The 25188-nt window shown below is 54.2% G+C and carries 17 protein-coding genes and 1 pseudogene; 7 read left to right on the forward strand and 11 right to left on the reverse strand.

Translation table 11 applies throughout. The features are described 5' to 3' along the window. The first annotated feature begins 284 nt into the window (after window positions 1-284). Both GHN86_RS04315 and GHN86_RS04320 read left to right on the forward strand, forming a co-directional pair. Complete coding sequence (locus GHN86_RS04315; protein WP_153377785.1) at window positions 285-1904, forward strand: FMN-binding glutamate synthase family protein; 1620 nt, start codon at window positions 285-287, stop codon at window positions 1902-1904. Between the two features lie 187 nt (window positions 1905-2091). Then, window positions 2092-3210 (forward strand): OpgC family protein, encoded by a 1119-nt coding sequence (locus tag GHN86_RS04320; protein ID WP_153377876.1) that lies wholly within the window; start codon window positions 2092-2094, stop codon window positions 3208-3210. A 191-nt stretch (window positions 3211-3401) separates the two neighbouring features. Here GHN86_RS04320 and GHN86_RS04325 read toward each other — a convergent pair whose 3' ends face one another. The 8 genes and pseudogenes from GHN86_RS04325 to GHN86_RS04360 all read right to left on the reverse strand — a co-directional run bounded on the left by GHN86_RS04325 (window position 3402) and on the right by GHN86_RS04360 (window position 11293). Then, window positions 3402-4121 carry a hypothetical protein gene (locus GHN86_RS04325; RefSeq protein WP_153377786.1) on the reverse strand — a complete coding sequence of 240 codons (720 nt, stop codon included), beginning with the start codon at window positions 4119-4121 and terminating at the stop codon, window positions 3402-3404. Between the two features lie 10 nt (window positions 4122-4131). Then, window positions 4132-5721, reverse strand: a complete 1590-nt coding sequence (locus GHN86_RS04330; RefSeq protein ID WP_153377787.1) for a hypothetical protein — start codon at window positions 5719-5721, stop codon at window positions 4132-4134. Further along, a pseudogene (locus tag GHN86_RS04335) lies at window positions 5718-6809 on the reverse strand (polyprenyl synthetase family protein). The gene GHN86_RS04330 and the pseudogene GHN86_RS04335 overlap by 4 nt, the downstream one beginning before the upstream one ends. Further along, the gene (locus tag GHN86_RS04340) at window positions 6806-8086 is read right to left on the reverse strand and encodes a hypothetical protein (RefSeq protein WP_153377788.1); all 1281 of its coding nucleotides are present in this window, start codon (window positions 8084-8086) and stop codon (window positions 6806-6808) included. The pseudogene GHN86_RS04335 and the gene GHN86_RS04340 overlap by 4 nt, the downstream one beginning before the upstream one ends. After that, window positions 8067-8282, reverse strand: a complete 216-nt coding sequence (locus GHN86_RS04345) for a hypothetical protein (protein WP_153386164.1) — start codon at window positions 8280-8282, stop codon at window positions 8067-8069. Before GHN86_RS04345 ends, GHN86_RS04340 begins: the two co-directional genes overlap by 20 nt. Next, window positions 8260-8493 (reverse strand): hypothetical protein, encoded by a 234-nt coding sequence (locus GHN86_RS04350; RefSeq protein WP_153386166.1) that lies wholly within the window; start codon window positions 8491-8493, stop codon window positions 8260-8262. The genes GHN86_RS04345 and GHN86_RS04350 overlap by 23 nt, the downstream gene beginning before the upstream one ends. 50 nt (window positions 8494-8543) lie before the next feature. Further along, window positions 8544-9485: a hypothetical protein gene (locus GHN86_RS04355; RefSeq protein ID WP_153377790.1), complete on the reverse strand. Its 942-nt coding sequence runs from the start codon at window positions 9483-9485 to the stop codon at window positions 8544-8546. Between the two features lie 392 nt (window positions 9486-9877). Further along, entirely contained in the window at window positions 9878-11293 is a 1416-nt protein-coding gene (locus GHN86_RS04360) for an amino acid permease (protein ID WP_153377791.1), read from the reverse strand. Between the two features lie 326 nt (window positions 11294-11619). Between GHN86_RS04360 and GHN86_RS04365 the strand changes: the two genes are divergently transcribed. From GHN86_RS04365 to GHN86_RS04375, 3 genes are all read left to right on the forward strand, one after another. Further along, window positions 11620-14733 (forward strand): transglycosylase domain-containing protein, encoded by a 3114-nt coding sequence (locus tag GHN86_RS04365; RefSeq protein ID WP_153377878.1) that lies wholly within the window; start codon window positions 11620-11622, stop codon window positions 14731-14733. Between the two features lie 111 nt (window positions 14734-14844). Then, a complete protein-coding gene (locus tag GHN86_RS04370; RefSeq protein WP_153377792.1) occupies window positions 14845-15468 on the forward strand; it encodes a PadR family transcriptional regulator in 624 nt (207 codons plus the stop codon). Further along, window positions 15465-16250 (forward strand): siderophore-interacting protein, encoded by a 786-nt coding sequence (locus GHN86_RS04375; protein WP_153377793.1) that lies wholly within the window; start codon window positions 15465-15467, stop codon window positions 16248-16250. Before GHN86_RS04370 ends, GHN86_RS04375 begins: the two co-directional genes overlap by 4 nt. Before the next feature lie 29 nt (window positions 16251-16279). Here GHN86_RS04375 and GHN86_RS04380 read toward each other — a convergent pair whose 3' ends face one another. Together GHN86_RS04380 and GHN86_RS04385 are read right to left on the reverse strand one after the other, a co-directional pair. Further along, entirely contained in the window at window positions 16280-16924 is a 645-nt protein-coding gene (locus GHN86_RS04380; protein WP_153377794.1) for a Pr6Pr family membrane protein, read from the reverse strand. A 7-nt stretch (window positions 16925-16931) separates the two neighbouring features. Continuing rightward, window positions 16932-17162 carry a VF530 family DNA-binding protein gene (locus GHN86_RS04385; RefSeq protein ID WP_153377795.1) on the reverse strand — a complete coding sequence of 77 codons (231 nt, stop codon included), beginning with the start codon at window positions 17160-17162 and terminating at the stop codon, window positions 16932-16934. Window positions 17163-17356: 194 nt separating this feature from the next. Here GHN86_RS04385 and GHN86_RS04390 point away from each other — a divergent pair, with 194 nt between their 5' ends. Continuing rightward, window positions 17357-19387, forward strand: a complete 2031-nt coding sequence (locus GHN86_RS04390) for a TonB-dependent receptor (RefSeq protein ID WP_153377796.1) — start codon at window positions 17357-17359, stop codon at window positions 19385-19387. Between the two features lie 679 nt (window positions 19388-20066). Beyond that, on the forward strand, window positions 20067-22481 hold the full coding sequence (locus GHN86_RS04395; RefSeq protein WP_153377797.1) for a glucose/quinate/shikimate family membrane-bound PQQ-dependent dehydrogenase: 2415 nt from the start codon (window positions 20067-20069) through the stop codon (window positions 22479-22481). Between the two features lie 132 nt (window positions 22482-22613). Here GHN86_RS04395 and GHN86_RS04400 read toward each other — a convergent pair whose 3' ends face one another. Next, window positions 22614-24956: a putative bifunctional diguanylate cyclase/phosphodiesterase gene (locus GHN86_RS04400; RefSeq protein ID WP_153377798.1), complete on the reverse strand. Its 2343-nt coding sequence runs from the start codon at window positions 24954-24956 to the stop codon at window positions 22614-22616. Window positions 24957-25188: the final 232 nt, after the last annotated feature.

Here is a 25188-nt window from a genome sequence, read left to right on the forward strand (position 1 = left end):
CTGAAAAGACACAGATGTAAGGGATAGCCGCAACAGCCGCATGAAGATTCATCCACCTTTACGTCAGGCGTCTAAACTGCCCACGACCTTGGTCGGGATGTTCTTGCCCACAAAATCTCGTTCAATGGCTAGTATGTTTTTACAAAGGTGGCCTGACACAGGTTAAACACCTCGCAGCAACAAACCTCCACTCCAGAGAGGCCCGCTGTATTACCGGGGTCAACCGCTCCGATCTTGCTGTTCATTCGACCGACCGAACAGAAAAGCCTGAAACAGGAAACCGTATGAGCCTGTCATTGTTAAGTCGTTATGCGTTTTTTGCTTTTTGCGTGATTTTCACCCTCGCCAGCCTGCCCTTTATGCACCACGAGTGGCTTTGGCCTTTTACCGCACTGACGCTGGCCTTGAGCTTGCTCGGCATTTTTGACCTGTTGCAAAGCCCCCATGCAGTGCGTCGCAATTACCCGATCCTGGGCAATATTCGTTATCTGGTGGAGGCTATTCGCCCCGAAATTCGCCAATACCTGCTGGAGTCGGACAGCGATGCGCTGCCCTTCTCACGCGCCCAACGCTCGCTGGTCTACTCTCGCGCCAAGAATGAGAGTGCCGACAAGCCGTTTGGCACCTTGCTGGATGTGTACCAGGCCGGATTTGAATTTATTGGCCACTCCATGCGCCCTGCGCCATTAAGCGACCCCGCCAGTTTTCGGGTCATTGTGGGCGGTCCACAATGCACCCACCCCTACTCTGCCTCCGTGTTCAATATTTCAGCCATGAGTTTTGGTTCGCTGAGCGCCAACGCGATCCGCGCACTCAACCAGGGCGCCAAACTCGGTAATTTTGCCCATGACACGGGCGAAGGCAGCATCAGTGCCTATCACCGTGAGAACGGTGGCGACCTGACGTGGGAGCTGGGCAGTGGTTATTTTGGATGCCGCACGGCCGATGGTCGCTTCGACCCCGAGCGCTTTGCCCTGCAAGCGCAAAACCCACAAGTGCGCATGATTGAAATCAAGCTCAGCCAAGGCGCCAAGCCCGGCCACGGCGGCATTTTGCCCAAAGACAAAGTCACTCAGGAGATCGCGGAAACCCGCGGCATCATGATGGGCGAAGACTGCATTTCGCCGTCGCGTCACAGTGCCTTCTCGACCCCGCTGGAATTAATGCACTTCATCGCTCAATTGCGTGAACTGTCGGGCGGCAAACCCGTGGGCTTCAAATTCTGTCTGGGCCACCCTTGGGAGTTTATGGGGATTGCCAAGGCCATGCTCGAAACCGGCATCCTGCCGGACTTTATCGTGATTGACGGCAAGGAAGGTGGTACCGGCGCAGCCCCCGTGGAGTTCACCGACCATATAGGCGCACCGATGCGCGAAGGTTTGTTGTTTGTTCATAACACCCTGGTGGGTCTGAACTTGCGAAGCAAGATCAAGCTGGGTGCCAGCGGCAAGATTGTCAGTGCCTTCGACATCGCCAGCGTGCTGGCCATCGGCGCTGATTGGGCCAACTCTGCGCGCGGTTTTATGTTTGCTATCGGCTGCATCCAGTCGCAGTCATGCCACACCAACAAATGCCCTACCGGCGTCGCGACTCAGGATGCCTTGCGCCAGCGTGCGCTGGTGGTGCCGGATAAAGCACAACGGGTGTTCCACTTCCATCGCAACACCCTTAAAGGGCTGGCTGAAATGCTCGCCGCTGCGGGTCTTGAGCATCCCTCACAACTGCAAGCAAAACATTTGGTACGCCGTGTGTCTGCCACCGAGATAAAACTGTTTTCGCAGCTGCATGTGTTTCTCAAGCCAGGGGAATTACTGACAGGCGAAGTGAACGGTGAGTTCTACTCGCGCATGTGGCAAATGGCCCGGGCCGACAGTTTTGACGCCAATGTCATAAACGCCGCCTGAGACCAGAGCCGTTGCAGCGGCCCTTCATGGGCCGCTCACGGGCGGTAAAAAATCTGAAGCTTCAGCGACCCAACCTTTGCAATTAATCGCCAATACCCTCACCCTGCGCGCCGCCCATAAACGCGGCGTGCAATCTTTACTGCACTCGCAGGTCTTAAATCAAACAATTGAATGAGCACTCGCCGTGATGCAGAACGGACGCGACCACCGCATCGATTTCTTTCGCGGGTTGGCACTGATTTTTATCTTTTGGGATCACATCCCGCATAACCCGCTGGCCGAGTTGACTGTGCGCAACTTTGGTTTCAGTGATGCGGCCGAGATTTTTGTGTTTTTGGCCGGATACGCAGCCGCTCTGGCTTACGGAAAAATAGCTCTACGCGACGGCTTTCTGATCGCTACGGTCAAAATACTGCGCCGTGCGTGGGTACTGTATGTCGTCCATATTTTCTTGTTGGCGGTGCTGATGGGCATCGTATTTTTTGCCAACAGTCATGTTGAAACACGTGACCTGGTGCAAGAGATGGGCCTGCAGTACTTTTTAAGCAACCCGCAACAGGCACTGACCGATGAGTTGCTGCTTCGTTTCAAACCTAACCTGATGGACCCATTGCCCTTATATATTGTGCTGTTACTGGGTTTGCCACTGGTGTTGCCGATGCTGTTGCGAAAGGCCGTTTATGTCGTCTGCGTATCTTTTCTGGTGTACCTGCTTGCCCCCGTATGGAACCTCTCAGCGCAAGAAGGCGGCGTATGGTTCTTCAACCCGATGGCCTGGCAGTTCCTGTTTATTCTGGGTGGCGCTGCGGCAATGACCGCCAAGCGGGCTTCAATTTCCCAAGTCCGCCCCCTGATGCGCCAGCCTCTCTTTCTAACCTGTGTCACGTACTTGCTGATCACTGGCGCACTGGCACTTTCATGGAAATGGCCAGCACTTCACGATGCCGTCATGCCGGTATGGCTGGGGGAGCATCTCTATCCGATCAGCAAAACCAACCTCTCGCCTGTGCGCTTGCTGCATTTTCTGGCACTGGTTTATGTGGCCGCCAAATGTGTAACGCAAGGGGATTGGCTTAACCAATGGCTACCTCGCCAAATCTGTCGAATGGGTCGGTATTCGCTGGAGGTTTTTTGCTTAGGCGTGGTCCTCGCTCCCCTTGCGGACATGCTCAATGCATTGGCAGGAGATACAACGGTCATCAAACTGTTCAGTGCCTTGATGGGCGTGGGCATGATGGCAGTGTTGGCCGCTTGGCTGGATTGGAATAGACAATTGAATACACGTTATTTAAAGACAACTAATTAATTAATGTTTATTCAGACCAAAACGGCGCAGTGCGCCGTTTGAATAACACCGGCTTTTATAAAGCGGCTTTAACGCTGGGTGTAAACTCAACGAAATGCAACGTGGAGCTATTTTCAACCGAATACTACTGAGAGTAATATCCAGCGGCGAACTTTAAAGTCAAACCTCACCCAAAATTTATAAATAGGTATCTAGCGATACTTAAAATCAGCCAATGCCAACCGGGCTTGTTCCGTCGCCTTCTGCGAAAGACTGGCCAAGGTCTGAGCACTTGCCAAAAAGGTATTCATTTCATCCAGGAGGGCCAGTTTGGAACTTTCACGGTTAAGAATCTCGTTAATCACCTTCAGAAAGGCTGTTTCCAGCTCAGCAACGACTTCAAGGGTGTCTCCGCTAACAAGCGGGTGAAGTGAGAGCACCAAGAATGTGATCTCGGCACTGTCCAATTCACCTTCGATTTCTTCTTGGGCCGTAAACACACCCCTGATTGCGTCGGTTGATTTGATTGTGATGTTCAAGGAGCCCGCAGGCATTGGACTGCCCGCAATAGTGATATGCAATTCGCCTAAGGCTTCTACTTGAGCAGGCACATCTGAAGGTCGCTCGTACCCCACCTGCGTGTTGGGTTGTTTGGCTGCAAAAGAAACGGTGTTGCCCTCTACCACCACTTCGGGTTTGCCTTGTTGATCGAATCTGATTTGAGTATTACTCAACCCTCTGACGTACAAATTCTTGATGACAATTTCAAAGGGAACACCGACGACGTCAAAACTACCCAAATCGATTTCTGTGAAATTGCACGGATCCAGAGACTTCTGTTCCGGACTGTGCAGCAACTTAGCAATATAAAAATCCGAAGCCGGAGTAAAAAGTATATTTTGAAGAATTTGAACCAGTTGATTATCTGACATGGCCGTACTCTTAGCTCAGTTGATTATTCAGTGCAGCTCTAACCAACAACGTGAAATTATCCGACAGTTCAGGCCGCTGATTTCCAATGGCTTCAGCCAATTCAGCCATGATAGGTGCCTGCACCTCTGGTTTTTTCAACATGCCAGCTATTAAGCCTTCCAACAAACTATTACGCGGAACCAGCGCCACTGAAAATTCGACAGGGGCGGCCCCCGATAAAGGTTCTAACGCTGTGACGGTCAAATAAAGATCATTGCTGTCGGTACCTGACATCAACACGTTGAGCAGCATATGGCTGTCCATCAAATGTGCACTGACATGCCCTTTAATGTGCACTGGCTCCACCCAGCCGTTCTGAACAAGCGAAATATCAGTATTGAGTTTCACGGGTGGGGCAGGTGGCACGCCTGCATGACCTTCAGGCAACACACCCAACTCGACGTCCATGCGCATAGCGGGTGAGGTCAACACCCAGGTGGATAAAGGCACGTACGCATTTGAAAGTCCCGCTAGGGTCAAATGAGTAAGTTCTATTTCCGTGTAATTAAGTCCTTGAATATTTTGATCAGGAATTGAAATGTGGTCATGGGTGTAGGGTTCTATTGTTGGATCGTTGCTTTCAGTCAATAGCTGCGGCAAGTACCAGTTACTGCCTGACTGATTGAAGGCGATACGCAAGCGATCAAATAAATACACATCCAGTGGAGTATTGCCTTGCTGGTTATCAGCATCGTCAGGCAAGCCATGCTCAGGCACAGCGCCGAAGAAGTGATCCAGGCCGGAGCCCAAATAGTCGGAAAGTGAGATGCTTATCGAGGCAAGGTTATCGGTGTGGTTAAGCAGGCTGGCAACTGTATCGAGCATGCTGGCCTGGCCATCTTCGCCGTTGAGGGCCATTTTGATATACATGATCAGGGCTTCGGCTAACTCCAGATCACCTTCAAGGGTCAAGTCATCGAATTGCAGGACTGGCATCTCCTCTGCGTTCCCGCTAAGCACTAAGCCCTTTAGCGTGACAACCGTAGAGCGTTGCTCTGCTTCACCTGTCGTTTCAAGTGTTAATAAAGCATTTACTACACAGTCTTGAAACAGCGCGGTGAACTCACCCTCTCCTTCAATCTGCTCTATATAACTCTCATCAGCCCACAGCGACTGATTGATCAGGTAACGCCCGGACAGGCTAAACGGCGGCATTTCCAGCCCCTGACTCGGGTCCGGATAATGATTGGGCAGCAGTTCTACGCTGACGGCGTACCCATTAGCCGTAACTTGGGAACTGACCTTCTGCACCCTCATGTTTTGCAAGCCGCCCACTTTTACATCGAACAATTTGAGAGCAGGATGAGGCCGCTGTGGGTCTGGTTCCGCGGGCTTCATGTTAAACACGCTCCAGGACTTGGCGAACGTGTCGGCCACAAAATCGCCATGCTCGCCTTGCAATAAACCCAAATCCTGTTCTGCGGACTCAATCGGCAGTACTGGAATACCCTCGTCATCCTCCATCTGACCCAATAGACGAGGTAACCAGAGTTTGGCATTTTCGGGATCATTCAAACGGGGCTGTAATGTATCCAGCATGAAACTCATCAAAGTGCTCATGGATAAACTTCCACTTTGTAAATGATGGCAGGGTTTAAAGGACGGTCGACTACATATCGCACCAAGTCTTCCAATGCCGATCGATAGGGCGAGGGGGCAAAACCCTTGAGATAAAAAATCGCCTGGTAGGCTTCGCGCCGAGCATGGACATACGCCCTGTCAATGGCTCCGCTATCGCGCAAGTCATCAATAGCCTGTTCCAGCGCCTCACCGCAAAGTGTGATCTCACCTCGAAGGGCCTGAGCAATGGCATGCTCCTGACCCAGACTCTGCAGGGCAAATAATACGGGTAATGCCAGCCGCCCTTGGGTCAGGTCTACACCGTTCTCTTTACCCGCCGAACCCTCGTATTCCACAAGGTCCAGTACGTCGTCCATGATTTGAAATGCTCGCCCTAATGACCGTCCGAAAAAGCCGGCACGTCGCGCATCCCGCAATCGTCCCCCGGCCAGTTCCACACCCGCATGCTATGCAAGCCGAAACAGCTCAGACGTTTTTCGGTCGATGGTTTGATAGTAGCGGGCCAGCGCCGAATCTATATCGGCTGGCAAGGTGCGATCCAGTTCGTCCAGCTCGCCCCGACAAATGTCGAAAGCAGTATCGAGGACAAGCCGCACCAGCCCCATATCCCTCTCTGTCTCGACGTTCTGGGCAAACCCACGCAAGGCCTGCACAAACTGCAGATCTCCCACCAGCAATGCGGTTTTAATCCCCCGCGCAGCCGATACCGATGGCACGCCACGACGCAGTTGTGCCTCGTCGACAATATCGTCATGAATCAAGGTCGCAACATGCAGCATCTCCAAGGACGCTGAGCCTTTATAGACTTTGGGATTTAAAGGTGCGCCGCCTGCAATCATCCGCGCAGCCAATAACATAACGATGGGGCGAATTTTTTTTCCGCCCTTGAACATCTGGTACTCAATATCCGTCAGATAGTCGGCCTGAGCGTGCAGGGCAAGCTCAATTTCATGACGAAATTGCGGTAAATCATCAGCAAGCAACCCCTCGCATATAAGTGTGAACGGGGACTCGCCATCGGGCGCAGGGACTAACTTATCGGCCATGCAGTCAGGGTTCTGCATCATTCTTGCTGCCTGACTAGCGCACGCAGAGTACGGGTTAACTGCGAAGCCATTCGGTCAACCAATAAACCGCGTATAAAACGGGTGTCTGCTTTAACGTGCTCATAAACCGTGCCAGATAACAGTCCCATTTCGGGAATGCTCAGCGTACTGGATTTGAGTTTGAGGGTCAGTGCACCGTCGGGCTGCTCTGTCAGCACATAGTCAAATTCGCTACGCTCCAGAGCGATTTCAATAGTGTCGCTGTGTGTAGCCAATTGTGGTTGAGCAGAATCCTGACTCAAAGAACCTTGATACACCGCCCGCAACCGCTGGCACATTTTAGCGTCCAGGGTGTAGCCCAACTGCTGGCAGGATTTGATATCGGAGTTGGAAGCGATCTTGCTGGTCGCGATATTTTTGAGCGCAGCCAGAAGTACCTCAGTTCGAGGTGAGGTCTGCAGGCTCTTCAAAGTGAGCGAGGAACTCTCAACCGCGTTGTAAATCTCTTGACCGGTCAACTCCACAGACAGCTGTGAAGTGTTGCCCGTCTCTTTGACCACATCAGAGAAACTCAGGGCTGCTTTACCTGCTTCTATATACCCGGCACTCTGACACGCAACCGCCAGCATAATTTGCTGTTGAAAAGCATTGCTGTTGTAGGCGACACCCTGACTGCCAAACCCACGATCTTTAGGGTTAACTACATCACCACGCTTGAGCGCTTCAGAGGTGTATTCACCCATGTCTTCACTGGTACCGTTCTCCTCCCAATACAAGCGCAAAAATTCATTAGTTGAATACACATGGTGATAAGCGTCGTTGTGCCGGTTATATTCCTCTACCAGCAAGCGTCCATTGGCCGTTTGATTTAGATGATTACGCTGCTGTTCCAGCTGCACAAAACGGAAGTATTGCTCTTCGGTCATCGCCGGTTCTTCTGCGCTTAATGCAGGCAGACGGCCCATCAACCCGCCCGTGTCCATGGTCACTTCCGGACGTTGGAGGCAGAACAGTTTGTATTGACCCTTAAGTACCGAAGCATTAAGCGTGACTTTGAACTGGCGCTTGTCAGTACCGGGCTCTATGGCTGCAACTGTAACTGGCGCAAACGAAATATCTTCGAAGGCCAGTTGCAACTCACCACCCAGATCACTCTCTGGCAATTTGAAATATTGGCACAGAGGATAAGGGCCTAATGTCACTACCTTAAATTCCGATGGCAATGCCAATTCCAATTCAGCCTGGCCATGACCGAAAATAACCCGCGAAAGAAAATTCTCAATAACCATGATGATCAACCTTATTGATTTGCACTGCATGTGCAGACGCATGTATCGGTGCAATTGAGAGCACAGGTATTATCTTTAATACTGGCTTGCCATCTACAGAATGCCCCCCAGTCGACAGTGATTTAGCGCTCATCACCATATTGCCGAACTCAAAACTATTGAGCTTCGTGAGTTCATAGGCTTTATCGCCCAACATGTCGTCCATGGCTGCCCACGTTATCACCTACAAGCTTTTCTGCGAGAGGATCCAGTATGGTCGCCATGATGGCTTCCAGTCCGCCGCCTGCCGGTGAAAGGCTCAGCCCCACATCAGGTACTTCCCCAATAGCAACCATCACACGGTCGCCTTCAACTTTAATTTCTACAGGAAGAGCAAGTGGGGTATTGTCAAACGCCACATCGTAATGCAAATTCATTATCAACTCCGTCGAAATAACTTAAGCCATCACTCTGTTTAAATGTCTGCCTACACAAACAAGCTGATGACACAACCCAATGGACTCACCACTAATAGAGCAATGCCTGCGGCGGTGAGAGACATCGAGGCCTCCAAATTCATATTGGCCTCTGCGTGTATAGTCAGCGGTTCTACAGACCCCAACCTTGCACTGGGTAATCCTTCGGCTTTATATTTCCAGTTGGCAAGGCCGTGATGCTGGCCACTGTCTTCTTTAATGAATGGACCGTTTGCCGTAAAGGCAATAGACAACGCAGCATTTACCAGATTATCGCTCAACAGGATAAATACCGAATCTGAAGGCACTGTCAGGCCGGTGATATCAAGAGGGGAAAAATTACTCTTCAGCGTCGCGGCTCCCACAAGGCAGCGATCTACCTGACTGATCTGCAGAGGATTGAACGACAATTCGCCAAGGTCCAGCTCAGGCAAATGAATGACCGTAAGTATTTCTTCAGCTTTTTTAAAAATCGTAGGAAGCACCAGAAGATTAAATATCTGCTTATCTATTTCACCAAACTCACTTTGATCGACAGTCACTGCAACTAACTCAACACCAACCGTAGACCCTTTTAGGTTAAGAATGGCGTGTGCAATCACATCCTTCGATGTACCTGAGGACAAATCAGCCCCTAACAGCCCCCATAAAAGATCCAGCTGCGGAAACTTGAGTTGTAACATCGGTAACTTTGGACAATGCCTGTTTGCTTCTTCATTCGTCAGGCCATCCCAGCCTTGTGCGGCGAGCCAAACATCGCAATCAGGCCTTGCAAGAATGATCTCGGGTGACGAAATTACACCCCATTCAATCACGGCCGGCTGTCCCAATATTTCGAGCTCCATGCGGCCTTTAAAAGGGTTATCATTCTCCGGCGGGCTGGCATGATATTGCGCAACTAAATTACTGACTCCCGCTTGAGACAACCCTACTAATATATCGAAGTCACTCATAGTCCGACCCATTAACACTTAAGGGTATTCACCTGTTACGCCTGAATACTGTTCCAGCCGCAGTATGAAAATTTACGCTCCAAGGCGTAACTTCAAACTACGGCAGTGTTAGTCGAACACGTACTCTTATATCTAACAGCCTCTGTAAGCTTCTATGTCACCCTCATGTTCAAGATTATCACCACCCCCTAACAACAAACCGGATAACAAGAAAAATATGTCTCAACGTTTCAAACGATGGCCACAGCAATGAAAAAATACTTTTAGTGCTTTCGCTGCGTACAAAGGAATAGCCTTGTATTAATTAAAACATTGACAGTCCCCCCAAAAAAAACCCCGCTCGCGAGTCATTCACGAGCGGGGGGATGAGAAGCCATAATGTGCCGATTAATTCAGCGTTTTGAATTCGACATTTTCAGCGTAGTAGGGTGCAGTCTGAACATGTAATACAGCACAGTCAGTAGAATCAAAAAGCCCGGGCCTACGAACAGAGCAATCCGCGTCTCTTCGAAGTAAGCCATCAGGCCTACCACCATCAGCAGGAAACCCAATGCTGCAAATGAACTGTACGGATAAAGCCACATGCGATATTTGAGATCGGCTGCCTGTTGCGGGCTCAGGCTTTTACGGAACTGCAGTTGCGCCAGCAAAATCATCAACCACGTCCAAATCGCACCGAAGGTGGCAATGGCTGTCACCCAGACGAAGACCTTCTCGGGCGCCATGTAGTTAAGCACTACCCCTAAGAGCAGTACCGCGATCGACAGCAAGAGCGCCTGACGCGGTACACCATTTTTCGACGTTGTACCGAAGTTGGCCGGTGCCTGTCCGTTTTGCGCCAGGCTGTAAAGCATGCGGCCGGTGCTGAAAATACCGCCATTACAGGATGACAACGCAGCGGTGATAACCACAAAGTTGATAATACCCGCAGCCGTTTTGATGCCCAGACGCTCAAACGTCATCACAAACGGGCTGCCCTGAGTGCCGATTTCATTCCACGGGTAGATCGAAAGAATCACAAACAGTGCGCCCACGTAGAACAGCAAAATGCGCCAGAACACCGAGCCAATTGCACTCGGGATTGTCTTTTGCGGGTTCTTCGCTTCACCTGCTGTCAGGCCGATCATTTCAACGCCCAGGTAGGCGAACATGACCATTTGCAAGGACATCAGTACACCCTGCATGCCATTAGGCAAAAAGCCGCCATGGGCCCAGAGGTTGGAAATACCCAGCGCGACACCGTCATTGCCAAAACCGAAGGCAATAATGCCGATACCGCCCAATACCATCGCAATGATGGTGACGATTTTGATCAGGGCAAACCAGAACTCGAATTCACCAAAGGCCTTGACGGCAATCAGGTTGATTGAGCCCATGCTGATCAGTGCGGCGAGCGCCCATATCCAGCGCGGAACATCCGGAAACCAGACCCCCATGTACACCGCCACGGCGGTAATCTCCGCGACACAGGTCACCAGCCATAGAAACCAATAATTCCAACCGGTCAAAAAGCCAGCCAACGGCCCCAGATAATCCTGGGCGTAGCGGCTGAAAGAGCCTGCTACCGGGTTGTGTACGGCCATTTCACCGAGGGCACGCATGATCACCAAAATGGCCAGGCCACCGATGATGTAGGACAGCATGATGGCCGGCCCGGCCATTTCAATAGCTTTGGCCGAGCCCAGAAACAGGCCGACACCGATACAGGCGCCCAGCGCCATCAAACGAATGTGGCGCTCGCCCAGTTCGCGTTTAAGAGGACCGCCCTGCACGGTTTCACCGTGGGGCTGGTGGTTGCCGACTGGCATAAATGTACAACCTCGTATTGTTATTGGATATGCAGCTATAGGGCCCGGTTGGTCACCTGCTTTCGCTGTTGATCGGCCATAACCGGGTAGGTCATTGGATCAAAAGGGAAATGCCCTACAGAGATCGGCGGCGAGTATTGCACAGGGTTGGTGCACAGTCATGCCCCTACCTAGGACGTATTTACCCCTCTGGAAGGCTCTATTTCCTTGTTCATAATTCTCACAACGAACAGTCAACAGGCCCACAGATTAATTCATCAACACCAGCCCACAGCGTCTACGCTTCACTCAAACGCAGCAAAGATGCGTACATGGATCAATTAACTATGGGCGCACTGTGGCACTCCAACTCCAGCAAAGCGTCGCAACCATTAGCGCCAATGGCTGACTCTGATCCGCCTGCGCAAAAGCCCCCGCGCAAACGTTATGGCTGGCGGGTATTTTGGGTCCTGTTTTTGATGGGCCTGATTGGTCTTGTCGTCTTGGGCTTTGCCATCGCCAAAGAGGTGCGCACTTCACACATTCAGGCACGCGAATTCAGTCGCTTTGCTGCGAACCTGAGCTACTCCGTGCAGGCAGGCCCCAGTGATTCAATTTATTACCCAGGTTTGGGGCCCTTCGACAAACGCCTGGGTTACAGCGCACTGGGGGATTTTTTGCCGCGCTTGTTAAAGCGTGACTACGTGATTGCCGAGCAAGCGCGTTTTTCCCCTGAGATGCTCAGCTATAGCCAAAAGGGGTTTTTCGTCCCCTACGCCGAGAAGATTCAAGCAGGGCTTTCCATAACCGATTGCTCAGGTGGATCGCTGTACCAGTACAACTACCCACAACAGCTCTATCCGACCTTTGCCAGTATTCCGCCCTTGGTGGTTCACAGTTTGCTGTTTATCGAGAACCGCGATCTGTTGGACCCTCAACAACCGTTAAACAACCCTGCTGTCGACTGGCCCCGGTTTGCCATGGCCGCTTATTCGCAAGTCGCCAAACTATTTCACCTGCCGGGGCAATCGGCTGGGGGCAGCACCTTGGCGACCCAGCTTGAAAAATACCGCCACTCTCCCGATGGTTTGACGGTATCGGGCACCGAAAAGCTGCGCCAGATGATTTCAGCCAGCGTGCGGGCTTATCAGGATGGCCCACAAACCTTGGTAGCCCGTCAAAAAATAGTCCGTGACTACCTCAATAGCGTGCCGCTGTCGGCCGTCCCTGGTCATGGCGAGGTACACGGCATGGCGGAAGGCATGCGCGTGTGGTACGGCACCGATTTCAATCAGGTCAACCAGTACCTCGCCAGCACTGCCACCGACCCACAAAGCCTGGCAAACAAGGGGCTGGCTTTGCGGGAAGTACTGTCCTTGATGATTGCCCAGCGTCGTCCCTCGTATTATTTGACCAAGGGCCGCGCTGAGCTTGCGCAACTGACTGACAGCCACATCCGGCTATTGGCGCAAAACAATGTCATTGATCCTGCACTGACCCAAGCCGCCCTGACCAGCCGCGTAACCTATCGCGACTGGCAGGTATCGCCCACCCTGCAGGCTATTGAAACCAATAAGGGCATCAGCCTGGCCCGCACGCGCTTGTCGGCCATGCTCAAGCGTCCGCTGTATGACCTCGACCGCCTTGATCTGTCTGCCACCAGCACCTTGCAGAGCGATTTGCAGCGCCAAGCCAGCGACTATCTGCGGCAACTGGCAGACCCTGCATTTGCCGGCAAGATGGGTCTGCTGGGAAAAAGTTTGCTGACGCCTTCCAGCACTGCGCAAGTGCGCTACAGCTTTACGTTGTTTGAACTGACGCCCGACGGCGCACGGGCGCGGGTGCAGACTGACAGCACTGACCAACCCTTCGATATCAATGAAGGCAGCAAGCTGGAATTGGGCTCAACGGCCAAGATACGGGTGCTGACCACTTACTTGCAGATCATCAGTGAGCTGCATGATCGCTACGCCAGCCAGTCCAGTAGCCAGCTCAAGAAAATACAGGTGACTGATCAGGACCCGCTGACCCGCTGGGCCTTGAGTTACATGATTCAAAACCCGGGGTCGAGCCTCGCCAGGATGCTCGACGCGGCGCTGAACCGAACGTATTCAGCCAATCCCGGTGAAGGTTTTTTCACGGGCGGCGGCATGCACTACTTCCACAACTTTCGTAATCAGGACAACCACCGCAACCCCACGCTGCGTGACGCGATACGTGAGTCGATCAACTTGCCCTTTGTGCGCCTGATGCGGGACGTGGTGCGATACACCTCGTATCAAGCTCCCAGCAATAATGCTGAATTGCTCAAGGATGACTTGAACCCGCGCCGCCAGGAGTACCTAAGCCGCTTCGCCGACCGCGAAGGCACCACCTACATGCTCAAGTTCTGGAAGAAATACAAAGGCAAGGACTCCAAGGAACGCCTGGAAACCTTTCTCGACAGCATGCGCCCGACACCCATCCGCATGGCGGCGGTACACCGCTACCTATTTCCGAACGCCAGCCAGGCCACCTTTGACAGTTTTGTGCGAGCCCACCTCAAGAGCGACAAGATCACCGATGAGCGTTTAGCCAAGCTTTATCAAAGTTACGGCCCGGGTGCTTACGATCTGCCCGATCAAGGGTATATCGCCAAGGTTCATCCACTGGATTTATGGATGGCGGGGTATTTGCTGAAAAACCCGGAGGCCACCTTCAAGCAAGCGGTCGCCGCCAGCGTATTCGAGCGTCAGGAAGTGTACAGCTGGCTGTTCAAAAGCCGGCACAAGAGCGCCCGCGACAGCCGGATTCGCACCATGCTGGAGATCGAAGCTTTCCTCGATATTCACCAGCGCTGGCAGCAAGTGGGCTACCCGTTTGACCATCTGGTGCCTTCCCTTGCTACAGCGCTGGGCAGCTCGGGGGATCGCCCGGCGGCGCTGTCCGAACTGATGGGCATCATCCTTAACGATGGAGTGCGTTTGCCGGTCTTGCGCATTGATACGCTGCATTTCGCGGCCAATACACCGTATGAAACACGGCTGGTGAATGACCCCAACAAAGGCGTGAGAGTGATGCCCAGCGAAGTCGCGAACGCCCTGCGCGAAGCCTTGTCGCAAGTGGTTGACGCGGGCACCGCGCGGCGAGTATCAGGCAGTTTCACACTCGACAACGGCACCCCGTTGGCCATGGGCGGCAAAACCGGCACGGGCGACAACCGCATTGAAAGCATGGGCGCAGGGGGCCGAATCATCAGCTCCAAGTCCATCAATCGCACGGCAACCTTTGTGTTCTATATCGGCGAGCATCACTTTGGCACCTTGACTGCCTTCGTGCCCGGCCGTTCAGCAGAAGCCTTCACATTCACCTCCGCCCTACCGGTGCAAGTGCTCAAAGGCATGGCACCGATCCTCACGCCCTATCTGCAACCCGGAACCCTTACCCTGTGTCACGCGCCACAAAACGTGAGCACGTTGTAAAAGCTGATAACCCCGCAGTTGTTACGAACCATTACCGTTTGTCGCCTCGTTTTTACATTATCTAAGATATATCTTAAGTTGTGTCTAACTTAATGAAAGAGCGAAGAGAAAATGAGAGAGCATCATCCCCATCACCGCGGACATGGCGCAGGCCACGAAGGTTCCGAGAAACGTTCCGGCCGCGAACACACTGCCGGGCAAGATGGTTTTGAAAAACGCCCCGGCCGTGAACGCGGTGGACGCGGTCCCCGTGTGTTTGCCCCCGGCGATTTGAAATTACTGCTGCTGGCGCTGATTGCTGAACAGCCGTGCCACGGCTATGACCTGATCCGACAGATCGAAGGTCTGTTTGATGGCGCATACAGCCCGAGTCCTGGCGTGATCTACCCGACGCTGACCTTCCTGGAAGAAAGTGAAATGATCCAGGGCGATGCCGACGGCGGGAAAAAACGCTACACCGTCACTGACTTGGGCCGTCAGTCCCTGAGCGAGCAAACGGTCGCACTGGATGGCGTAAGAATGCGTATTGATGTGAGCAAGCGCTCCTTGCGAGGTCATGATCGCCCGGCCGAAATCCATGAAGCGATCCACAACCTGCGCCACGCCTTGCAAATGCACCACGGCCGCTGGAATCCAGCAGAAATTCAGCGGGTTCGTGACTTGCTCAATGACACCGCAAAAGCCATCGTCGATGGCCCTGTTACTGCCCAGCCCGCGCAGGAGAATGCTCAATGAATGACACCAATGCCCAGACCATTCACCGGGTCATGCATGAAATCAAACGCCGCAAATTGGAGGTGCTGCGGGTGGTCGACCTGACGCCGCGCATGCGCCGAATTACCGTCGGCGGGCCTGAACTGGCCGGGTTTATCAGCTTGGGCAGTGACGACCACGTAAAGCTTTTTTTCCCGCAGAACCAACAGGAACTGTCGGCACTGGAAACCCTGGAGTTAGGCGCCGGGAAAAAATCCGACACCATGCCCCCGATGCGCGACTACACCCCCCGCCGTTATGACCTTGACACCCTGGAGCTGGACATCGACTTCGTTCTGCACGGTGACGGCCCCGCTGCCACCTGGGCGGCACAGGCCAAACCCGGGCAGTTCCTGCACATCGGCGGCCCGCGAGGCTCGATGGTGGTGCCGGATATTTTCGACAGCTATCTGCTGATTGGCGATGAGACTGCATTGCCGGCCATCGCCCGTCGCTTGGAAGAACTACCCGGTAATCGGCGTGCTCTGGTGGTCGTAGAGGTCGAAAACGCGCTTGAAGAGCAAACACTGGACAGTGCGGCAGCCGTCGAAGTGATTTGGGTGCATCGAGATGATCCTGAGCACGATCTACTCAAAACCGTTGAAGGGCTGACGATGCCGCCGGGCACGCTGTACGCGTGGGTCGCGACTGAAAGCACGCTGTCACGCAAAGTTCGCAGAGTGCTGCTGGACACCCATGGTTTAAACGACGAATTCGTGAAAGCCGCTGGCTACTGGCGGTTGGAAGGCAGCACCGAAGACTAATGTGCTTCGCTCTAACCCATGTCACAGGGTTAGAGCGGACGATCGGTTGCGCGCCACCGATCAAGCGCCACCAGCATCAGCGCCACCGCAACAAATCCTGCCAAAATCTCACCCGCGTTGAGAAACACCTGCGCATACCCCAACTTGTTCACATCAATAAAGGGATACGGGTAAACACCCAGCAAGTGCCCACGTAACAAGATGTAGCTGAAATACAAGGCCGGATAAAGAGCCCATACACCGATATGACTCACGCGCAGCCAGCCTTTGGGCACGCAATACCACCAGTACAACGTGAATAGCACCGGCATCACGTCGTGCAGCAACTCGTTGGCCAGCCATGCCAGACCGTGAGGTTGCCAGAGCTGACGCAGCAACAGGCTGTACGCGACTCCCACCACGATAATGCTCACCGTAATACCGCTGCTTACCCACGGCTGCAGGAAAAACGTCCGAGCTTTCGAAGGTCGAGAGATCACGGCATAACTCAACACCGTGGCAACAAGCGTGTTGGTGAACACGGTGAAAAAGCTGAAATAACTCAACAGCCCGCCGATCACACTGGCACCTGATGTCCAGCGCATCAGCAGGATCACATACAGCTGAATCGCCAGCCCGCCCCAGCCCAGTAATGCCATCAATAGGCATAGCCTGTGCTTTAGCACGGTCTTCATACGCGGCTCAAAGCTCACGCTTGCTGCGGGCGTATTTCACGTAAAGACGCTCGACCTTCTCCCGCGCCCACGGTGTTTTACGCAAGAACGTCAGGCTCGATTTGATGCTCGGGTCGCTTTTGAAACAACGGATGTCAATGCGCTCGGCCAGCCCTTCCCACTCGTAATGCGCAACCAGCGCCGTGAGAATTTGTTCCAGCGTCACGCCGTGCAATGGGTTGTTGTTGGGTTCAGTCATGCCGAGCCTTTTAAGCAATAAGAGGAAAGCCGCGCACCTTAGCCGAGCACCTGCTCAGGGGGAAGTGCATTCGTACGCGATGAGTCTAGTCGTGACCTGCGCGTGCATGAAAGTTCCGCTTGGAGCTCAGAAAAGGAATGTTATATTGTAACTATTCGTTATATGCCTTTTCTCCGTTGACCAAGGAACCTGTAATGCCAGCCCCCGCTTTCCCTTTGCGATATCTGCGCCTGACCCCGCTCGCCACTTTTTTTCTAATTGCCTCCCCGACCTACGCGCTCGAACTGCAACCTCAGGTCATCACCGGCAACCCGCTGGGCAGCAGCCAGCTGGCCTCGCCAACGACTGTTCTGGAAGGCGACGATTTAACCCTGCAGCAACAAGGCAGTTTGGGCGAAACCCTGAAAAACCAGCCCGGCGTGTCTTCGTCCTACTTCGGCCCCGGTGCCAGCAGACCCATCATTCGCGGACTCGATGGCGACCGTATTCGTATCCTGCGCAATGGCGTCGGCGCGCTGGACGCTTCATCGCTCTCTTACGATCACGCGGTGCCGCTGGACCCGGTCAACGTCGAACGTATTGAAATCGTGCGCGGCCCGGCAGCACTGTTGTATGGTGGCAATGCCATTGGCGGGGTGGTCAACACGTTTGATAACCGCATCCCCACCGAAGCCATTGAAGGGATTCATGGTGCGGGCGAACTGCGTTATGGCGGCGCGGATACAACCCGCAGCAGTGCAGGAAAACTGGAAGCCGGGGACGGCACCTTCGCCCTGCATCTGGATGCCAACGCCCGTACATTCAACGACCTGAAAATCCCCGGATACGCCCGCGACCGTCACGCGCCTGCCAGTGAAGACGAGGACCCAAAAAAAGGGCGTTTAGGCAACAGTAATGGCCGTCAGGACGGCGGTTCGGTGGGCGGCTCGTACACCTGGGATGACGGTTATGCCGGCGTGTCCTATAGCAACTACGACGCCAATTATGGTTCACCGGCCGAGCAAGATGTTCGCATCCGCATGAAGCAGGATCACTACGCCTTTGCGTCGGAAATTCGCAACCTGCAAGGCCCCTTCAGCTCGTTGAAACTGGATGCCGGCTACACCGACTACGAGCACCGGGAAATAGAAGGCGGCGAAGTCGGCACCACGTTCAAAAACAAGGGCTACGAAGCCCGCGTCGAGGCGCGTCATGTGCCGCTTGGCCCACTCAATGGCGTGATCGGAGCGCAGGTTAATCGCAATGAATTTTCAGCTTTGGGCGAAGAAGCCTTCGTGCCGCAGACCGATACCAACAGCGGCGCGTTATTTATTCTTGAAGAATTGCAGGCCACTGATCGACTCAAACTCAGCCTGGGCGCACGCCTTGAACACACTGTGGTTGACCCGGACGCCAAGGGCAATGAGCGCTTTGCCGCCGCCGACCGTTCCAAAAGCTTCACAGCGGGCAGCCTGTCCTCAGGTGCCGTGTTCACCCTGACGCCAATCTGGTCGTTGGCCGCCACGCTGGGCTACACCGAGCGCGCGCCGACCTTCTACGAGCTGTATGCCAACGGCGCCCACGTCGCCACCGGCACCTATGAAGTGGGAGACGCCAATCTGTCCAAAGAAAAAGCGCTGTCCAGCGACTTGGCCCTGCGCTTTGACAATGGCACCCACAAAGGCAGCGTGGGGGTGTTCTACAGCCACTTCTCCAATTACATCGGCTTGCTGGGCACGGGGCGCACCCTTGATGATGAAGGCGAGCCTGACGCAGAGGGCATTCCGGAATACACCTACTCCGGGGTTAGGGCACGTTTCGCCGGGTTTGAAGCCAAGGATCACTGGAGCTTGGGGGAAGGCGCCTACGGCAAGTTTGCGCTGGAGCTGTCAGGCGACTACACCCGTGCCACAAACCTCGACACGGGTGAGCCGTTGCCACGCATCGCACCCCTGCGCTTGAACAGCGGCCTGCTGTGGGAAATGGAACGCTGGCAAGCTCGTCTGGACGTCGAACACGCCAGCAATCAGGGTCGGGTACCCGACAATGAGTCCGGTACAAACGGCTACACCACGCTGGGTGCCAGCGCGGGTTATCACTTCGATGTCGGCAGCAGTCAATGGCTGGCTTTCGTCAAAGGCGACAACTTGACCAACCAAACGGTGCGTTACGCGAGTTCTATTTTGCGAAATATTGCACCGGCCCCAGGACGGGGTATTGAGGTTGGGCTGCGCACTACCTTCTAAGCTGAAAGCCCCATAATTCGCGGCCTCCAATCAAGGGGGGGCGCGACAAAAAAGCCCTGAGACGAACCGTCGCAGCACACTGTTACTGAATCAGAAATGATCCATGTCATTTAAAAGTGCTGTTTCTAAACGTTTTAGGGCTTTATCATTTCCGCATAAAGGGCTGAAACGATTCATTCTGCCCACAGAATCACATCGTTAGCGCAGCCTCCCGAGACAGCGCTACCATGCAAAAAACTTTAAAGACTCGCTTTTAACAATGTCCACATTTCTGAATTCGCACCCCTTAAATGCGAGCAACGGCCACCGCGTTGTTGAGCACATGGAAGGAATGCGGACGGCTAAAAATAAATGCACGCGGCGCGAATATCACTCAGCTAACAACTACAGTCATTTCAGAGCCCTGCATTTTTACTCAATTACTGAGTCAAGCCACGTGGCACACGCCCTCAACGCCTTCGACACAGCGATCCGTCTGCCCTCCTGCGGGCCGCATCTGCCTGCTGGATGACGTAACGAACGCAAGCCGGAAAAACCAACGTCCGACCTGACAAACGGACGGCAACGGCAACCTTGAAGGTTGCCACCAAGAACCTATTTAGTTGATTCACTCCCGCGTCGGCCCGTGCTTGAAACACGATCAGACGGGGGTATCTATAACGTAACGGAGAACCACACTATGAGCACTGATAGTGCTTTCAGTCGAAGCCGCCTGCTACCGAGCCTACTCGGTATCTTGCTGCTGCTAATGGGCCTGGCCATGTTGGTCGGGGGTATCAAGCTGGTAACGCTTGGCGGGTCTTGGTACTACCTGCTGGCCGGTATCGGTTTTGGTTTATCAGGCGCATTGCTGATCGCAGGGCGCCGTGCGGCGCTGGGTCTGTATGCTCTGGTGCTGTTCGCCAGCACCGTTTGGGCCCTGATGGAAGTGGGTCTGGACTGGTGGCAGCTGGTGCCGCGTCTGGCACTGTGGTTCGCCATCGGTATCGTCCTGCTGCTGCCTTGGTTCCGTCGTCCAGTGCTGCGTGGCCAATCGGCCCCGATGGCCACTGGCGCACTGAGCGTTGCCGTTGTATTGGCAGGCGCAGCTGCACTGGCTAGCCAGTTCACCAGCCCTGGCGAAATCAAAGGTCAACTGGACCGTGATGCTGTACCGGGTGTAACCAACGCTGCGCCAGAAATGCCTGAAGGCGACTGGCAGTCCTACGGTCGCACGGCTTTCGGTGATCGTTACTCGCCTCTGAAACAAATCACTCCGGAAAATGCCCACAAGCTGGTTCCAGCCTGGACAATCCGTACCGGTGACATGCCAGGCGAAGGTGATCCGGGAGAAACAACCGCCGAGAACACCCCGCTGAAAGTCAACGGCATGCTCTATGTGTGTACTCCACACAGCCAGGTACTGGCTCTTGACCCGGATACCGGCAAGGAAATCTGGCGCTACGACCCGAAGATCAGCACGCAAAATGCTGAAAACTTCAAAGGTTGGGCACACATGACCTGCCGCGGCGTGAGCTATCACGACGAAAACGCCTACGCCAAAGCGAGCACTGACGAAAACGCTGCCGAGCCTGCTGCCACTTCGAGCAACTCGTGCCCACGTCGCCTGTTCCTGCCAACAGCTGACACCCGCCTGATCGCACTGAACGCCGACACCGGTAAAGTGTGTGAAGACTTCGGTGACAACGGCGCGATTGACTTGCGTCATAACGTCGGTGGCTTTGCACCGGGTGGCTACTACTCCACTTCGCCACCTGCCGTGACCAAAGACCTGGTTGTAGTGGGCGGTCACGTGACCGATAACATTTCCACTGACGAGCCATCCGGCGTGATCCGTGCGTACGACGTGCGTACCGGTAAACTGGTCTGGAACTGGGACAGCGGTAACCCTGAAGCCACCGCACCGATTGCTGAAGGCGAAACCTACACCCGTAACTCGCCTAACATGTGGTCGATGTTCGCGGTCGATGAAGACCTTGGCATGCTGTACCTGCCAATGGGCAACCAGACCCCTGACCAATACGGCGGCGACCGTACCGAAGACTCCGAGCGTTATGCCGCAGGCATCACTGCTTTGGATATCAACACCGGTAAAGTCCGCTGGTACCGTCCGCTTACTCACCATGACCTGTGGGACATGGACGTAGGTGGTCAACCAACGCTGATGAACTTGAAAACAGCTGAGGGTGAAAAACCGGCTCTGCTGGCGTCGACCAAACAAGGCAGCATTTACGTGCTGGACCGTCGTACCGGTGAGGACATTGTTCCAATCCACGAAGTACCGGCTCCAGGCGGCGCTGTAGAGGGCGACCACACTGCTCCAACTCAGCCTCGTTCAGAGCTGAACATGATTCCGCCGGTTCTGACCGAGCGCGACATGTGGGGTGTGACGCCATTTGACCAAATGCTGTGCCGGATCAACTTCAAATCCCTGCGTTACGATGGCATGTACACCCCGCCTTCGTTGCAAGGTTCGATTGTGTATCCAGGCAACTTCGGCGTATTCGACTGGGGCGGCATTTCGGTTGACCCGGTTCGTCAAATTGCGTTCCTGAACCCAAGCTACATGGCTTTCACCTCCAAACTGGTTCCTCAGGCGGATGTGGCTGCAATGGGTCCACGCAAAGGCGAAACTTCGGGCGTTCAACCGAACAAAGGCGCTCCATACGGCGTGATTCTGGAACCTCTGCTGTCGCCACTTGGTCTGCCTTGCCAGGCACCGGCATGGGGCTACGTTGCTGCGGTCGACCTGACCAACAACGAAGTGATCTGGAAACACAAAAACGGCACCGTGCGTGACAGCTCGCCGGTTCCAATCCCACTGGCAATGGGTGTTCCAAGCTTGGGCGGTACAGTGACCACTGCAGGTGGTGTTGCCTTCCTGAGCGGTACACTTGACCAATACCTGCGTGCTTACGATGTAAGCAACGGTAAGCTGCTGTGGGAAGGTCGTCTGCCTGCTGGCGGCCAGACCACTCCGATGACTTACACCGGCAAGGACGGCACACAATATGTGCTGGTCATGGCGGGCGGTCACGGCGGTCTGGGTACTAAAGCCGGTGACTACGTACTGGCGTTCAAACTGGCTGAATAAGCACTACAGCTGGTTGTGAAAAAGGCGGCTACCTTTCGGTAGCCGCCTTTTTTTGTCGCTCATTTCTGTAGCGGGCGAGTTGGCTCGCGACGATCAAAGGGGTAAAGAAACCCCACCTGCACACACCTGTCGCTAAGCAATCGCTTTCACGTTCGACATCCAGGCTTCAAACGCCACGGCATCCATTGGCCGGCCAATCAGATAGCCTTGCGCAGTGTCACAACCCCAACGCTTGAGCAGATCAAGACTGTGTTGGTACTCAACACCTTCGGCCACGACCTTAAGCCCAAGGCTGTGACTCATTTCGATGGTGGAACGGACAATCACAGCGTCCTCACTGGCTTCGTCCAGATTTCGTATAAATGACTGGTCGATTTTCAACTCCTGAACCGGCAGCCGCTTAAGGTGAGCCAGCGAGGAATAGCCAGTGCCAAAGTCATCCACCGACAGGCTGACCCCCATATCGCGCAACCCCTGTAGCACCTTGAGTGAATGTTCAGGGTCACGCATCACGGCACTCTCGGTGATCTCGAAGATAAATTGCTGTGCCGCGACGTTGTAGCGCTTGAGCAGCGACCCGACTTTCACGGACAAATCTTCTGCAAGCAGATCATCGGCCGAAATGTTGATCGACAATTGCAGATGAAGGCCGCGCTGATTCCACTCACGTACCTGACGGATGCTTTCTTCAATAACCCAGTCCGTCAGTCCGTTCATGCTGCCGGTACGCTCTGCCAGCGGGATAAATTCCGCTGGGGAGACCTGTCCAAACGCTGGGTGCTGCCAGCGCAGCAAGGCTTCAGCCTGCTGTACAAGTTCAGTGCTGAGGTCGAGTTTGGGCTGGTAATGCAGAAACAATTCGCCGTTATCCGCCGCCCGACGCAAGTCCCGGATCAACTGGATTTGGCGTTGATGAGCCAGGTCGCGGTCTTGCTGATAGACCTGTAAGTAACCCGGCAACATCGCGGCATCACGTCGAGCAATCCCCGCTCGGCGGATCAACTCTTCGGGGCTATGACCATTACCCGGATACACCGTCAGCCCCATGCAAACTTCAAGTTCGGCATCATGCCCGTCAATACTCAGCGGACGACTCAAGCGTGCGTACAGCCGATCCGCCATCGCTACCCCGGCATCGATATCAGTATTTTCAAGCAACAGTAAAAACTCGTTGCCGGTGATACGCGCGGCAGTGCTGCCTTGATGCAGCGAGTCACGCAGCACCTGGCTGGTTTCACACATGATCAGGTCCACCCCGGCCGGGCCGAAGTGTTCGTTAATCAGCCGGTAGTTTTCGATGCCCAGATAAATGATGACCACACGACGTCGAGAACTGATGCTGCTGCCCAGTCTCTCCATCACCAGTGCGCGGTTAGGCAAACCGGTCAACGTGTCATGCAAAGCGTTATGCGCCAGTTGCTGTTCTCGCTCGGCAATGCCGCTTTGCATGGTATTGATCGCCTTGGCCAGAAAACCTAGTTCATCACGGCGTTTGAGCGCCACAGGCGTTTGGTAATCGCCGCGGCCTATGCGCTGCGCCGCCTCTGCCAAGAGGCTGACTGGACGTGACACTTCACGGGCAAGGCACAGGGCTCCCAGCAAAGAAGCCAGTAAAGCAGCAATCGAAATCCACAGAAATTTGCGATCCAGAGAGCTGAACGCTTGCATCGCCCTGTCCAGAGGACTTTGCAAAAAGGCCAGTACCTGCCCGTTTTCAGGATCTCCCGAATTGGCCATTTGAATCATCTGCCCCAAAAAGCGCTGCTGTTCATACTCAGTGAAATGCGCGGCACCCCCTTGGGTGTGGGTGCGTAAATAGTGCTCAATGTCAGCGCTCATCGCCTGCGGCTGAGAGCTGGACAGCGGCCCGAACTGACCGTTTTTCAGGGCTATAAATGACACTTCGAGATTGCTTAGTGCGCTCAACTCTTCGGCGAACGCACTGTCCATGGCCATCCCCGAAACCACCCTCACCACCGGCAAGGGCGCTTGAACGACCCCCTGCACCAACATGTAGGGCAAGCCGTCGAGCACGCCGATCGTCATCGTCTGCGAGTTGCGCCGGGCCAGCTTGAGCGCATGGGCATAGGGGAAGACCTCGCCGGCAGGCAGGTTCTTCAGCGTGCTTGTAATGATTTTGCCTTGCAGGTCGAGCACGAAGAGCTCACTGCCCCGAATATTTGGCTCGAACTCTTGCAATGCATGCAAAATTTTCTGAGGACTGCCATCCATCGTTGCAGCGCGAAAATCCGAGTCATTGGTCAGCCAATTAAGCCCGTACTGAATGCGGCGCCCGCGCAGCTCGAAAAAGCTTTCGATGACCCGAGTACCGGTTTTCAGTTGCTCTTCGGACTGGTCACTGGCCGCCGTAATCGTTGCGGCTTTCACGGCGAGGTACACAGACGCGATAACCACCAGCAAAAGAAGCGCCAACACCACGCTGATATGCGCTTGAAAGCTATTGCGCAGCTTCATGACCGGCCTCCGCTGCATCGCAGACCCGGTAATTTATTACGACCGTCCAAGGCATAAGCGCGCTCCCTGCAGGCAGGAAAAGTCAAATTAATGACTTTCAGCAATGTATTTATTATTTTCGCAGCAGCATGGCCGCAACCCAGAAGATCACCCAATAAATGCTGACTGTCCACCGCCAATATACTGGCGACATTCACCCATCCTGTTTGAAAGTATCGCCTTTCTATTGCTC

Origin of the sequence: Pseudomonas helleri (genome assembly GCF_009600315.1) — a bacterium.
GTDB classification, from domain to species: domain Bacteria; phylum Pseudomonadota; class Gammaproteobacteria; order Pseudomonadales; family Pseudomonadaceae; genus Aquipseudomonas; species Aquipseudomonas helleri_A.